Source organism: Wolbachia endosymbiont (group A) of Anomoia purmunda (assembly GCF_947251545.1).
Classification (GTDB): domain Bacteria; phylum Pseudomonadota; class Alphaproteobacteria; order Rickettsiales; family Anaplasmataceae; genus Wolbachia.
In genome coordinates, this window is the sequence record NZ_OX366362.1 from 869,275 (window position 1) to 882,949 (window position 13,675).

Annotated in this window: 12 protein-coding genes and 3 pseudogenes; 10 read left to right on the plus strand and 5 right to left on the minus strand. The window is 33.6% G+C overall.

Annotated elements, in window-relative coordinates; all coding sequences use genetic code 11:
• Nucleotides 1–82: 82 nt before the first annotated feature.
• Nucleotides 83–1,414, minus strand: coding sequence for an IS4 family transposase (locus OPR57_RS04550; RefSeq protein ID WP_406831669.1), 1,332 nt, complete (start codon nucleotides 1,412–1,414; stop codon nucleotides 83–85).
• A 119-nt stretch (nucleotides 1,415–1,533) separates the two neighbouring features.
• Between OPR57_RS04550 and OPR57_RS04555 the strand changes: the two are divergent.
• From OPR57_RS04555 to OPR57_RS04595, 9 genes and pseudogenes are all read left to right on the plus strand, one after another.
• Nucleotides 1,534–1,587: pseudogene (locus tag OPR57_RS04555) on the plus strand (hypothetical protein); the annotation flags it as partial.
• Between the two features lie 15 nt (nucleotides 1,588–1,602).
• Nucleotides 1,603–1,839, plus strand: a complete 237-nt coding sequence (locus OPR57_RS04560; RefSeq protein ID WP_265035945.1) for a hypothetical protein — start codon at nucleotides 1,603–1,605, stop codon at nucleotides 1,837–1,839.
• Between the two features lie 195 nt (nucleotides 1,840–2,034).
• Nucleotides 2,035–3,264 (plus strand): lipoprotein-releasing ABC transporter permease subunit, encoded by a 1,230-nt coding sequence (locus OPR57_RS04565; RefSeq protein WP_265035948.1) that lies wholly within the window; start codon nucleotides 2,035–2,037, stop codon nucleotides 3,262–3,264.
• A complete protein-coding gene (locus tag OPR57_RS04570; protein WP_320157484.1) occupies nucleotides 3,257–3,988 on the plus strand; it encodes a hypothetical protein in 732 nt (243 codons plus the stop codon). Before OPR57_RS04565 ends, OPR57_RS04570 begins: the two co-directional genes overlap by 8 nt.
• Nucleotides 3,985–5,205, plus strand: a complete 1,221-nt coding sequence (locus tag OPR57_RS04575; RefSeq protein ID WP_265035952.1) for a heme biosynthesis protein HemY — start codon at nucleotides 3,985–3,987, stop codon at nucleotides 5,203–5,205. The genes OPR57_RS04570 and OPR57_RS04575 overlap by 4 nt, the downstream gene beginning before the upstream one ends.
• 209 nt (nucleotides 5,206–5,414) lie before the next feature.
• Complete coding sequence (atpG, locus tag OPR57_RS04580; RefSeq protein WP_265035954.1) at nucleotides 5,415–6,287, plus strand: ATP synthase F1 subunit gamma; 873 nt, start codon at nucleotides 5,415–5,417, stop codon at nucleotides 6,285–6,287.
• A gap of 18 nt (nucleotides 6,288–6,305) precedes the next feature.
• Complete coding sequence (locus OPR57_RS04585; RefSeq protein ID WP_265035956.1) at nucleotides 6,306–7,640, plus strand: TldD/PmbA family protein; 1,335 nt, start codon at nucleotides 6,306–6,308, stop codon at nucleotides 7,638–7,640.
• 174 nt (nucleotides 7,641–7,814) lie between these two features.
• Nucleotides 7,815–8,066: a cold-shock protein gene (locus tag OPR57_RS04590; RefSeq protein WP_265035958.1), complete on the plus strand. Its 252-nt coding sequence runs from the start codon at nucleotides 7,815–7,817 to the stop codon at nucleotides 8,064–8,066.
• Nucleotides 8,067–8,101: 35 nt separating this feature from the next.
• Nucleotides 8,102–9,328, plus strand: a complete 1,227-nt coding sequence (locus OPR57_RS04595; protein ID WP_265035960.1) for a DEAD/DEAH box helicase — start codon at nucleotides 8,102–8,104, stop codon at nucleotides 9,326–9,328.
• A 202-nt stretch (nucleotides 9,329–9,530) separates the two neighbouring features.
• Here the strand turns inward: OPR57_RS04595 and OPR57_RS08165 are convergent.
• Nucleotides 9,531–9,742, minus strand: a pseudogene (locus tag OPR57_RS08165) (IS110 family transposase); the annotation flags it as partial.
• Between the two features lie 118 nt (nucleotides 9,743–9,860).
• Here OPR57_RS08165 and OPR57_RS04600 point away from each other — a divergent pair.
• Nucleotides 9,861–11,192: an IS4 family transposase gene (locus OPR57_RS04600; protein WP_406831669.1), complete on the plus strand. Its 1,332-nt coding sequence runs from the start codon at nucleotides 9,861–9,863 to the stop codon at nucleotides 11,190–11,192.
• Nucleotides 11,193–11,211: 19 nt separating this feature from the next.
• Here OPR57_RS04600 and OPR57_RS07855 read toward each other — a convergent pair.
• The 3 genes and pseudogenes from OPR57_RS07855 to OPR57_RS04625 all read right to left on the minus strand — a co-directional run bounded on the left by OPR57_RS07855 (nucleotide 11,212) and on the right by OPR57_RS04625 (nucleotide 13,641).
• Nucleotides 11,212–12,006 (minus strand): annotated as a pseudogene (locus OPR57_RS07855) (IS110 family transposase).
• A complete protein-coding gene (locus OPR57_RS04620) occupies nucleotides 12,003–12,884 on the minus strand; it encodes a group II intron maturase-specific domain-containing protein (protein ID WP_265035964.1) in 882 nt (293 codons plus the stop codon). The pseudogene OPR57_RS07855 and the gene OPR57_RS04620 overlap by 4 nt, the downstream one beginning before the upstream one ends.
• Entirely contained in the window at nucleotides 12,823–13,641 is an 819-nt protein-coding gene (locus OPR57_RS04625) for a recombinase zinc ribbon domain-containing protein (protein ID WP_265035966.1), read from the minus strand. The genes OPR57_RS04620 and OPR57_RS04625 overlap by 62 nt, the downstream gene beginning before the upstream one ends.
• Nucleotides 13,642–13,675: the final 34 nt, after the last annotated feature.

Genomic DNA, 13,675 nt, shown 5'->3' on the forward strand with positions numbered 1-13,675 from the left:
ATAGCCAGCAAACACAGGGTGTCATCCGAGTAGCTGACACATAGCTGTATGAACATTGTCTACCAGGAGCATACGCGTCAAGTTAAGAAGCAAGGGTAAGAAAATTCAATGAACTTAAGGTGGATACTCTAGTTTTTCTATATCTATCTTTCACAGAAAATTGTGACCAGTCTGTGGTAAGTTTTTTCAGGAAAATTCTCAAATTATTAATTTTACTGCTTAACGCTAAAAACAACTCCCTAATCCTTCTTTTTAATTCAATGAATGCCTTTGTTAAACTCAGCTCTGTATTCTCTTTCAGTTTTATACAACCAACTATTCCATGAAATATAAGAATTGCGCACAATTTAGCGTATAGTTCACATAATACTCTGTATGGTTTTCCTTTAAGTTCGTCAAGCCTGATGTGACTCTTATACAATTTAAATAATAATTCAATCTGCCATCTTACCCTGTAAACTGTTAATACTTGTTCAGCGCTGATTTTACTCTCTGGAACGTTAGTTATGAATATCGACCAATCCAGCAATTTTTGATTCTTTTGAGAAGATGTATATCCATGTGATTTTGCTAACTTATTAGCCCTTCTTCTTCTAATTATAGACTGTTCTTCAGTTAATTTTTGACATATAATTCTCACTTTAATTTTTACTTCTTTTCCTAATAGCACTTCCATCTCTAGAAGGGATTGACCTTCTAAACATTCCAACAACTCTATTTTTTGATTTGTTTCTATATCATATATATTGGTATCAGACTTATAACGACTAACAAAATATGCACCTGCTTCATCAATCTGTTTAAAAGAACTAGGCACAAAGTAGCACAAATCAAATATTAGCAAATCATTGGCTGATAAACCGTTCAGATAATCCCTATAACCTTGATCCGACCTTATTCCTTCTATTAAATTTAACTTATCTAGCGCTTGGTTCAGGTAATCAAAGACTAACTGCAGCTTTATTCCTGATTTGGTATTACTCTCACAATCTCTATAGCTACTCCCATATCCTTTGTACATATCTTCCATGCTACTGGGCAGGCTAATATAGCTACTATCCAATAGCTTAATGCTTCTAAATTGCTTCAAAATTCTGCAATCAACCTGTAAGCTGTTTTTAAATAAAACTAAAGATTCATTATACATTCTTTTCATAAATTCCACTGCTTCTTCAGTAAATCTAAAATCCAAACCCTGTTTTGTAATTTCTATCGAGTCTCCATTTAGCAATTGGCACATTGTTTCTATGCTACAATCACCAACTCCTATGTTACCAAAAACCATAGCTTTTATGAATGATGAGCCATTAAGTTTTCTCTTTCTTTTTATAAAACCTACTGCAATTGATATTTCGTCTGCTTTTTCATTAAAGAATTCATTGAGGTCTTTTGATAAGCAAGCTATTCTGTCCATTGTAAGTTCTCTCATTCACATATCCAAGAGAACTTATACCTTATTCTTTTCCTTCACTCTATCAATTTTACTTACACTTTTCCTTAACTTGACGCGTATGGTGGATAAACTACTTTAGGATTGGAAACTCAAGTCGAAGCTTCAACTACGTAAAAGACTGGGTAAACAAGAAAATAAGACGCAACTTAATGAGATCTAGAAAAATGCGGAAAGGATTTGGCTGGAAGAGGTGGAGTAAGGAATGGATAGGAAAACTTGGTCTGTATTCAGACTATAGAATACGATACTATGAACCGAAAGCACAACCAGTACAATATGTTATAAACTTTGGTAAGAATCTGCTAGGAAAGCGTAGTGCGGGAAAACTGCATGCTGCGTTTGACGAGGCGGGAGCTGGAAACGTAAATATGGGAATTTTGGATTGAGGTCCACAACGAAAGCGATGGAATAACCACCAAACCCTAAAGGAGGCGCGCCAGTTCTCGACCCTACAGGTATTGAATATATTCTATAAGTCTGCTAAATTTAAGGAAGCAAAAATCTCTAGTTTTCAAATAAAGAAAAGTCTACAATTATACGAAGTTTCAAAAATATAATGTTTAACCTCAAAATATTTTGTAATGTCCATTGCGTTTGAAATTACTATGGCTGCTTGCTATTTGCGAGCGAAAAATGCCAGATTTTGCTCTATAATGACTTTGTTCTCTATTATCGGCATTGCCCTTGGAGTTGCAACACTAATAGTGGTGATGTCTGTGATGAACGGATTCAGAGCAAAGTTGCTTGACTCAATACTTGGCATTGATGGCCATATTAATGTTTATTTTGATAGGAACATAAATTCAGATTACTACGCAGTTTCAAAATCTATTGAGAGAATTCCTGGTATATTAAAAGCTACTCCTATGACCAATGATCAAGTTATTATTGTAGCAAATGGTAAAATTGCAGGTAGCGTAGTGCGAGGTGTGTCAACTAAAGACTTGCTTGATAGTACTGCCGTTACAAATAATGTAATTATAGGTGATGTAAAAAAATTTGATGGAGGGATAATAATAGGAGCACGCTTAGCAGAAGCTTTGAACGTTGACTATGGCGACGAAATTACGTTTATATCATCTGAAGAATTTGATGCATTACTTGGTGAAATGCTGCGAATGAAAAAATATAAAGTTATAGCAATATTTGATATGGGTATGTTTGAGTATGATAATACCTTGATATATATGCCTCTAAAATCAGCACAAGCCTTTTTTAATTATGAAAATAGCATAAAAAATATAGAAGTACTTGTAGACAACGTTACTAAAGCTGATAAGCTGGCAGATGCTATAGAAAAAGAAATAGGAATGGAAGCTGAAAGTTGGCAATCACAGCAAAGCCATTATTTTAGTGCTTTAAAAACTGAAAGAAATGTGATGTTTTTAATTCTTACTTTGATTATAGTTGTAGCAGCGTTTAATATTATCTCAAATTTAATGATGATAGTGCAAGAAAAGAAATCCGCGATTGCAATTATGCGTACATTTGGTGCAACAAGTGGAAGCATTATGCGCATATTTTGTGCTTGTGGTCTATTAATCGGTTTTACAGGAACTTGTCTTGGCTGTATTATAGGTGTCGTCTTTTCTCTCAATATCGAAAATATTAGAGTGTTTTTAGAAAACATTACTAACGTCAAGCTGTTTGATCCTATGATATACTTTTTTTCAAGTTTGCCAATGATATTAGTTCCTCAAGATGTAGTGAACATTTCTGTACTTGCATTATTCTTATCATTTTTAGCGACAATTGCTCCTGCATTGCAGGCAGCTGCACAAGATCCTGCGGAGATACTACGTTATGAATGATACTCAGCAAAAGTACATAGGTTGGTTTTTAATTATATTATTGTTTGCCAGTTATATTACAATAAATAACATAGTATTTTTGAAAATAAATCAGCAGGAAAGCGATGATAATATAAAAGTTTTGACGGAAAACATAGATGAATTGAAAATGTTGCTTGAAGTTAATCAATCCAGGGTAGAAAAAAAGATATTTGACTTAAAGAGAAGTCAGCATACTCAATGTGAGCAAGGTGATAATAACTCAAGATGTAAGAACCTTGCAAAATTGCTATTACTTGTGGTTAAAATGAAGAATTCGTTATTGCGAGAAGCAAAATTTGATAACCATATAAATTCAATAAAGCCTTTGATATCAGAGCTTGACGATCCAAAGATAGAAAATGCAGTAGATGAATTAGAAAATTTGAAAGAGATAAATACCTTACACGAATTGAAGTTATCTTTTGAAAAAACTATTGATATTATCGATTACAACAAAAGTACATTGTATAAAAAAATCATTTCAAACTGGATAAAGGTAGACGACCGGAATGATCCATTAAGAGTAAAGTTTGCAGAAATTGAGGAGTCAATAAACGATAATGATTGGCAAAGTATAGCTACTACAGTAAAAGATTTAACGCATTCAGAGTTCAAACCATGGCTGAATAAATTGAATGATCTTATTGTAGCTTCTAAGAATATTTCAACAATATATCATCACTTATTACAATATATCTCATGATTTATTTTATAATTTTCGCTCTTTCGTTTTTATTTGGCATATGGGTCAAGGTAAGTGGTGAAGTAATAAAATTAGAATTAGGCAATTACATTATAAGTATTGATCTATATTTCATTATTTTTACTTGTGTAGTTTTATTATTTTTGTTAATTGCACTTGCACGCTTTTTTTCTTCCATTTCATCAACATTTGCCAACATAAGAAATAGAAGAAGGGATAGGGAAGAATTGCTTCTCTTTGAAGCTTTCTTTAGCATAGACTTAGACAATATAGAGAACGCCCAAAAGGTAGTTAAAAGTCTAAATGAGAAGAGCGATAGGTTGTCTTTAATAAAGCTCTTTAACTCAGGTAAGACGGGAAATTACAGCTTTTTCAGTAACGGTTTAACAAACGTTGCAAATAAAAATCGTAACTTAGCTCTACTTCTGGCCAATAAGCTGATCGTTCATCTCAAACAAGAAAAAGTAGTCTTTCAAAAATTTATAGAATATTGCTCTAGTTCAATTAACGATAAAATGCTATCTATTCCCTTTCAAATAGAGCATTGCATATTGAAAGAAGATTGGATTAATGCAATTTTGAGGTTGAAGGAAGCAGTTAAGTTCAATATTTTTCTTCCCTTTGATCATAAAGAAATGTTTGCAGTGTTTTATTGCGCTTTAGCAAAGCAATATGAAAGTAAAGGAAATTTTAAGGAGGCTATAAAGTCTTTATTTAGAGCACAACGTTATAGTGCAATTTTTCAGCCCATCAATTATTTAAAGGCAGAATTATATATTAAACTTGGAAAAATCAGAAAAGCTTCTGCAGTGCTAGAGGCAGAGTATACAGTAAATCCTACTCCTCAGTCAGCTAAAATGTACATCAATTTAAATAGTAAAGGTGCTGAAAGACTATACAACTTACGCCCTGATTATTATTTTAGTTACTGTTTACTTGCTTTGTCCTCAATGAGTTCAGGTAAATATGATCTTGCAAGTCAATATTTAGACACTGCTATGAAAAAAGCTAATTACATGTCAATCTACTTTATTGTAATACAACTCAAGGTTACATTGCAAGAACACGACAAGGTAATTTATTGGCTAAACAAGATGGGCTCAGAAGCTTTGCCTGATCCAGGCTGGAAGTGTAAAAATTGTAACAGAGAACTAAAGCAATGGGATCATAAATGTTCAAATTGCAATAGTTTTAATTGTGTTTATTATATATTATAAGGCTCCACAAAGTGTGATGATAATAATATATGGAAAATCACCATCAAAGACCTCTATTGAACAATTTTTGGAGTAGATCTCTTAACATAACCCTTATTTCAAAATAATAAACCTGCAAGTTTTTTAGTTAGACTTGGTTCTAATATCAAAAAAACTTGCTTTTAGACACTAACAATTATATATTTTAATAAATCAGGGTTGTATACAAAATGAAGAGCTTAAAGGAATTATCCTTAAGAATTAAGAATATTAAGTCTGTACAGAAAACCACGAAAATAATGCAAATGGTTTCTGCAGCAAAGTTGTTACAAAGCCAAAAGAAGTTATTAAATTCAAAATTATATGTATCTAAGCTGCATAACATTATTTCTTCATTAATGCTATCAGTTGATCAAGAATTACTGGCAAAAATTCTAAATGTCAGTAACGACGGTTCTTACCTAGTATTCATTGTTGCATCTGATCGTGGCTTGTGCGGCAACTTTAACTCTTCTATTGTCAAATTTAGTCAAGAGCGTGTAAATAAGTCAATCGCAAATGGCAAAAAAGTAGACATTGTATTTCTTGGTAAAAAAGCTTTTGATGTAGGTAAAAATAGATTTGACTCTAAAAGTATCTTAAAAATTGAAAATAGTAAGGGAATCACGTTAAAGCACGTAGAAGCTTTGGTTGATGGTATAGATTTAAGTAAATACGATAAAGTTAAAGTTTTTTATAGTAAATTCTATAATACCTTCACGCAAAAACCAATGTTGGAAACAATAAAACCATGGAGTAAAGACTCATCCTTGATTGATAGCTCTCTGGCTGGTCCAACAACAGATTACGGCTATGAGTATGAACCACAAAATATTGAATTTATTTTAAAATCTTTGGTTCAAGATTACGTTGTAATTGCTCTTTACTCTGCTTTGCTTGAAAGTGCAACAAGTGAGAATAGTGCTAGAATGGTTGCTATGGAATCAGCAAACAGAAACACTAAAGAGATGCTGAACAAACTAGCATTGCTTTATAATCGTTCTCGTCAAGCAGCAATTACAACTGATTTAATTGAAGTTATCAGTGGTGCAGAGTCTTTATAAAAATCTAAGGAATAGAAAATGAATATATTAAATATTGCAGCAGATATCACTAAATTAATAAAAAAGCAGAATCAAGACGCGGAAGTGACAATATATGAAACTAATAAGACTTCAGTTTCTCAGCGTCTATCAAAAATTGAGCAAATATCACAATCTAAAAATTGCACTGTAGGAATCAGAGCTATAGCAGGTAAAAATAAAGCTGCGTATATTTCTACAAACGATTTGAATAATCTTAGTGATACGGTGAGCCAAGTGGTAGAAATGGCAAAGAATGCGCCAGAAGATCCTTGCATTAATTTTGCTGTAAATGGTAGTAATTATATCTCTTCTGCAGATTTAAGTATCTCAGATAATAATGTTGTAACCGTTGATAACCTAAAAGAAATTGCTGAAGCTGCAGAAAATTCAGCCCTTGCACATAAGAGTATCACTAATTCTGAAGGAGCCTCTTCTTCATACGCTTTAGTGAATACAGTATTATCGACTATTTCTGGTTTTATTGGCTCGTTTAGTAAATCAACCTTTGCTAATCAGGTCTCTGTTGTTGCTGGAAGAGAAAGTGAAATGAAGGTTGGTTACGATTATGATATAGCATGTAATTTTAGTGATTTAAAGTTGCCAGAGTTAATAGGAAAAGAAGCAGCAAAAAGAGCAGTTGATCAATTGAATTCACGTACAATTAAAACTGGTAAATTTCCAGTTATTTTTGAAAAAAGAGCAGCAAAAGGGCTAGTAAAAAGCTTTGCTTCTGCTATAAATGGGAGCAGTATTATAAGCAACAGTTCTTTCTTAAGGGGTAGTTTAAACGCTCAGATTTTCAATGATAGAATTAACATTATCGATGATCCATTGTTGCTAAGAGGCATAGCATCAAGACCATTTGATGGAGAGGGGATAACTAGCAAGAAAAATATATTTGTAAAAAACGGAATATTACAAAATTGGATTTTAGACTTATACTCGGCTAGAAAATTAGACTCAGAAACAACCGGAAGTGCAACTCGTGCAAGTAATGCTGCAGTTATTCCTGCAGCTAGTAACCTCTACATTGAGAATGGTAATGTATCGTTTGAAGAATTAATTCAGGAAGTGAAAGAGGGAATATATATAACTGATTTATTTGGTTTTGGTGTTAATTTAATCAATGGCGATTACAGCCAACGCGCTTCCGGATTTTTTATAGAAAATGGAAAAATAATATATCCAATACATAAGATTACCATTGCTAGCAATTTAAAGGATATGTTTAGCAATTTAGTCGTTGCAGATGATCTAACTTTTTGTGGGCAGTTTAATTCATCAACGATTAAAGTTAGCGAAATGACGGTTGCAGGTTCGCTTAACGATTAAAAAATTTATTTGCATTAAGTACAACAATTGCGTATTATTGTCATGTAATGTTAAGAATAGACTATGGAGTATAAAGGTTTAGTTTCAATAGCTAAGCTTAAAGCATTCTCAATCGTAATTTCAAAGTTTTTCATCACATTAGTAATGTTAGTTAATAATTTAGGAGTTGTTTAAATGGAATTTGGTAATGTAAAATGGTTTAATGCCGAAAAAGGCTATGGTTTCATCAAGCCAGAAGGTAAAGGGGGTGACGTTTTTGTACATATTAGCACATTGGAACGTTCGGGAATAAGACCTGAGGCACTTAAAGGAGAGAATAAAGAGAAGGGAATGAAAGGAGAAAGGGTGAGTTATGAGGTTAAAGAGGAGCGCGGTAGAAACGGAGAAGATAAAAAATCTGCAATAAATTTAAGATTGGAAGATTAATCTATTATGAAGTCTTTTAATAGGATTAACGTATTGTGAATAATTTTCATGAGATGGGTCTCCCAGCTTCGCTTACACAAGCTATAGATAAAAATAATCTTTTCGTCCCAACTCCGATTCAAATACAAGCGATTCCCTTAGCGCTACAAGGTAAAGATATTCTCGGATCTGCTCAAACGGGGACTGGAAAAACTTTGGCATTTGCTATTCCGTTGGTTGCTAAGTTGCTGAATGAGCCTAACACTGGTTCAGCTTTAGTCATCGTGCCAACCAGAGAGCTTGCGCATCAGGTAACAAATGAGATAAGAAAACTCTTATCTCAAAATTCTGCACTAAGGGTCGCTTTGTTGATTGGTGGTGAGCCTATTTTTAGGCAGCTAAATCAGCTTCAGAAAAAACCACAAATTGTAATAGGTACTCCTGGTCGTATTATAGACCATATTGAGCGTAAAACTTTGATTACTCGCAATGTTAGCGTTCTTGTGCTTGATGAAACGGATCGTATGTTTGATATGGGCTTTGGAGTTCAGATTGAAGAAATTATGAAGCATTTGCCTAAAATAAGGCAAACTCTTATGTTTTCTGCAACTCTTCCTGGAGATATAGTAAAACTTGCTGAGAAGTATCTTAATCGACCAGAACGTATTTCTGTTGATTGTGAGGCTACAACTTCTGTAAAAATTAAGCAAGAAATTGTTTATGCATCAGAATCAGAAAAATATGAAAAGCTTGTTACACAACTATGTCAGCGCGAAGGATCAATCATTATCTTTGTCAAAACAAAGCGAGGAGCGGATCAGCTAGCTAACAGATTGCACAAAGATGACTATAGCGCTTTAGCAATTCATGGTGATTTAAGGCAGCACAAGCGCGAAAGGGTCATTAATTCTTTTCGTCGTGGCCGTAATCAAATCATGGTTGCAACAGATGTTGCTTCTCGCGGCCTTGATATTCCCCACATTCAACATGTTATCAATTATGATGCACCACAATCGCAAGCTGACTATATTCATCGTATAGGTAGAACTGCACGCGCTGGAGCTGAAGGGTATGCGCTATCTTTTGTTACACCTCAAGATAAGAGAAGACTGCCTGCACTGGCAGACAAAGAAGGAGAGCTAAATTTTGATTGTAGTGCGCAATTTAAAAAACGTAACAGCAAAAAAGTCTTTAAAAGGCCAAGTACGTTAAAGACTAAATACGGTAGAAAAAAGATCAATGCATTTAAGAAGAAAAGCAGAGTACTAGAAAAAGCGTATTAATATACTTAACTATTCTTCTATTCTTTAAAAACTCCAATAGACTTGCTGCAAAGCAAAGTGACTGAAAGATGCCAGAAAGAATATATAGCTACCCAGATGTATCTGTTCAGCAGTTGTGTTAAAAGTCAATAGAAAAATTGATGTAGCTGTGAATAAGTACTTAAAATTTGTGTGGGCGTACTTATTCACAGCTACGCTATTACTATATAGAAGCAGTCTTAGGACTATATTCCTCAGTAAACAGTCACCGTCTCTTACTAAAGAGTTAGCAAGGATAAGTAATTTTCTCATGGCAGCAGTGGAAGCAATTTTATATGGCTTTTTATATTGACTATATAATCTAGTAAAGAAAGGTTTGATATAGGAATTAACTTTTTGTGCACTGAGAATACACATGTGTAAAACCGTCCTAACTGGGAGTGTTAAATAAACCATACGCGTCAAGTTAAGGAAAAGTGTAAGTAAAATTGATAGAGTGAAGGAAAAGAATAAGGTATAAGTTCTCTTGGATATGTGAATGAGAGAACTTACAATGGACAGAATAGCTTGCTTATCAAAAGACCTCAATGAATTCTTTAATGAAAAAGCAGACGAAATATCAATTGCAGTAGGTTTTATAAAAAGAAAGAGAAAACTTAATGGCTCATCATTCATAAAAGCTATGGTTTTTGGTAACATAGGAGTTGGTGATTGTAGCATAGAAACAATGTGCCAATTGCTAAATGGAGACTCGATAGAAATTACAAAACAGGGTTTGGATTTTAGATTTACTGAAGAAGCAGTGGAATTTATGAAAAGAATGTATAATGAATCTTTAGTTTTATTTAAAAACAGCTTACAGGTTGATTGCAGAATTTTGAAGCAATTTAGAAGCATTAAGCTATTGGATAGTAGCTATATTAGCCTGCCCAGTAGCATGGAAGATATGTACAAAGGATATGGGAGTAGCTATAGAGATTGTGAGAGTAATACCAAATCAGGAATAAAGCTGCAGTTAGTCTTTGATTACCTGAACCAAGCGCTAGATAAGTTAAATTTAATAGAAGGAATAAGGTCGGATCAAGGTTATAGGGATTATCTGAACGGTTTATCAGCCAATGATTTGCTAATATTTGATTTGTGCTACTTTGTGCCTAGTTCTTTTAAACAGATTGATGAAGCAGGTGCATATTTTGTTAGTCGTTATAAGTCTGATACCAATATATATGATATAGAAACAAATCAAAAAATAGAGTTGTTGGAATGTTTAGAAGGTCAATCCCTTCTAGAGATGGAAGTGCTATTAGGAAAAGAAGTAAAAATTAAAGTGAGAATTATATGTCAAAAATTAACTGAAGAACAGTCTATAATTAGAAGAAGAAGGGCTAATAAGTTAGCAAAATCACATGGATATACATCTTCTCAAAAGAATCAAAAATTGCTGGATTGGTCGATATTCATAACTAACGTTCCAGAGAGTAAAATCAGCGCTGAACAAGTATTAACAGTTTACAGGGTAAGATGGCAGATTGAATTATTATTTAAATTGTATAAGAGTCACATCAGGCTTGACGAACTTAAAGGAAAACCATACAGAGTATTATGTGAACTATACGCTAAATTGTGCGCAATTCTTATATTTCATGGAATAGTTGGTTGTATAAAACTGAAAGAGAATACAGAGCTGAGTTTAACAAAGGCATTCATTGAATTAAAAAGAAGGATTAGGGAGTTGTTTTTAGCGTTAAGCAGTAAAATTAATAATTTGAGAATTTTCCTGAAAAAACTTACCACAGACTGGTCACAATTTTCTGTGAAAGATAGATATAGAAAAACTAGAGTATCCACCTTAAGTTCATTGAATTTTCTTACCCTTGCTTCTTAACTTGACGCGTATGGTTTATTTAACACTCCCTCCTAACTTGTGATCTACCGCCCTGAATACGTCTCTTTCCTTTACTGAAACCACTGTCTCGATTAAAAGGTGCAAGTCCTGCAAGGCTAGATATTTGCTTTTCTTGAAGGGTTCCAAGTTCGGGCAAATAGCAAATTAAAGTGATGGCCGTAACTTTACTTACACCTGGTATACTAGTTATTGATATATATTTTCTTTTAAGCTCTTGATTTTGATCGATAAATGTAATCATTTCATCTTCTAAAGTTTTAATTTGATTACGTAAAATCGCGAGAAGCTCCTCTATTTGTTTGATTATAGATGTATCAGTTACCTGTTGGATTTGGGTTTTTTGTATTTTTGCTATTTCTACAAGTTGGTTTCTACGAGATAATTTTTGTTTCAAGCAATCAATTTCAAGCAATCAATATTACCATTATCAACTGTTAAAGGAGTAACACGCATATCTGTATTAGTTGATATAACGTGAAATGATACTGCAGTCTATTTTATCAGTTTTTGTAGTAATACCAAGGCTTTTAGCATAGTCTCTAACCCATCTAGGTTGAATGACGTACACCTCAAAACCATTGCTTAGTAAAGTATAGGCACATAATTTTTCGTATCCACCAGTTGCCTCAAGACCAACTTTGGTTACATTATGCAAACGTAAAAAGTCCAGGTTAGGTAAGGAAGTGGTATTACTACTACTCCCTCCCTTAGAAACGCAGCATGCGGGTTTCCCCACACTACGCTTGAGCCCCTTATCTAAGTTCTTCTTTTCTTGAACCGGCTTGTCTTTCATGATTCCTCGGAAAACAACACTTTTAGTGGTGACACCAACAGTAGAGAACCTTCTCTTGAGAAGGAGCTTGTTAACATTTTTGTTTTTGCCACTCTCTCATCAAAATACTTTTTCCATTTTAAGTCAAGTGGATTTGCGTCCGCCATGATTTTAACATGACGTCTAATAGGAATGTCGCTTAGTTTGAGTAAGCTCATAAACCTTATTCCCTTTGGTTTGTTCTTGCATACAGAAGTGGCAAAGACCCATTGACGATGATTCATTACTTTAAAGTAACGATTTTTTATCCAACGTAATCCTTTACGGGGATGTCTTTTCTTTGCCGATTTCCATAAGCTATGCCAAATTTCATTGTCGATCTTGCTGAATGCTTTTTTGGCACACACATGATGGTAATAGTTTCCCCATCCTCTTAATAAAGAATTGATTGATTTAATTACTACAGCTTGTGTACTGCCTATATTTGCTTTTATTAATGCACGCGCTTTTTTAAGAAATCTCTTAATACTTTCCTTCGAAGGTGTAATAAATAATTTCTTACTATATCTACGCACATTACAGCCAAGAAAGTCGAACCCTTTTGTAATAAATGTAATCTTTGTCTTTTCTTCTGACAGAGCTAGACCTCTTTCACGAAGAAAGGATGATACCATAGGCTTAACTTCATTTTCCAGTACTTCATGTGTGAAACCTGAAATAATAAAGTCGTCTGCGTATCTGATTACGTTCACTCCACTTCTGATTTTGTTTCTTCTTCTACTGCCGAGTTTACCAAAGCGACTTTCTAATAACTTTTCAAGACCATCTAAGGTAAAGTTAGCTAGAATTGGAGAAATTACTCCGCCAACAATGTCGCAAATTTTTCTTTTCTTCTCCATTATGTCCAGAAGAGTTTGGTAGCTCTTTTACGCGAAATACCACATTTACATCCTCAAGATTAATTTCAATTCTCTTGACTAACGTTCTGATAGTATCACGTTTGGTTAGCCAGTCTGCGTTATCAAGGTTCAATGCAATATTAGAAGAAAAGTCTTCTAAATTGGTTACAACCAGGGTTAATTCCTGTTTTAATTTCTTTTGATCAAATATCCTTTTTTTCTCCTCTTCAATTGTTTTTAAGTTTTGTTTCATTGCTTTAATTCGTGGTTCAAATTCTTCTTGATTAATATATTCTTGAGCATAACTATCAATAAGTCTAGCAATACCTCGTTTTAATTTACTTTCTTGTTTCTCTAGTAAATCGCTTTTTTGATCCCATGATGATTTTTTAAGCTCTGAAAGTCTACGCTTGTATTCTTCTAAAACCCTATTTGGATTTTTTAATAAATGCTTAACCTCTTCCCACACAGCTATTTCTAATGCATCTGTACGAATGTGTTTATTATCACAAATCTTATTACCACCAAAACGGTAAGAATCTCTACCAATACAACGATAATATGCATAATGATCAACTTTTTTTCCTCGCTTATTTCTTACAGAACTTCCGTAATATGCATAACGACAACACTTACATACGATTAAACCTTGTAGTAAATACTTTGCTCCTCTTTCTCTTGTCCTTGCTATTTTTCTATTCTCAGCTAATTGTTCTTGAACTATATCAAACACATCTTCGTCCACTATATTTGGCACTTCAACATAAATCCAATTTGCTTTTTCAACAGAA

What these genes read in the sequence shown, in the direction of transcription:
- OPR57_RS04550 (WP_406831669.1), bottom strand. Translation starts at nt 1,414, where the DNA reads ATGGACAGAATAGCTTGCTTATCAAAAGACCTCAATGAATTCTTTAAT.
- OPR57_RS04560 (WP_265035945.1), top strand. Translation starts at nt 1,603, where the DNA reads ATGAGATCTAGAAAAATGCGGAAAGGATTTGGCTGGAAGAGGTGGAGT.
- OPR57_RS04565 (WP_265035948.1), top strand. Translation starts at nt 2,035, where the DNA reads ATGTCCATTGCGTTTGAAATTACTATGGCTGCTTGCTATTTGCGAGCG.
- OPR57_RS04570 (WP_320157484.1), top strand. Translation starts at nt 3,257, where the DNA reads ATGAATGATACTCAGCAAAAGTACATAGGTTGGTTTTTAATTATATTA.
- OPR57_RS04575 (WP_265035952.1), top strand. Translation starts at nt 3,985, where the DNA reads ATGATTTATTTTATAATTTTCGCTCTTTCGTTTTTATTTGGCATATGG.
- atpG (WP_265035954.1), top strand. Translation starts at nt 5,415, where the DNA reads ATGAAGAGCTTAAAGGAATTATCCTTAAGAATTAAGAATATTAAGTCT.
- OPR57_RS04585 (WP_265035956.1), top strand. Translation starts at nt 6,306, where the DNA reads ATGAATATATTAAATATTGCAGCAGATATCACTAAATTAATAAAAAAG.
- OPR57_RS04590 (WP_265035958.1), top strand. Translation starts at nt 7,815, where the DNA reads ATGGAATTTGGTAATGTAAAATGGTTTAATGCCGAAAAAGGCTATGGT.
- OPR57_RS04600 (WP_406831669.1), top strand. Translation starts at nt 9,861, where the DNA reads ATGGACAGAATAGCTTGCTTATCAAAAGACCTCAATGAATTCTTTAAT.
- OPR57_RS04620 (WP_265035964.1), bottom strand. Translation starts at nt 12,884, where the DNA reads ATGGAGAAGAAAAGAAAAATTTGCGACATTGTTGGCGGAGTAATTTCT.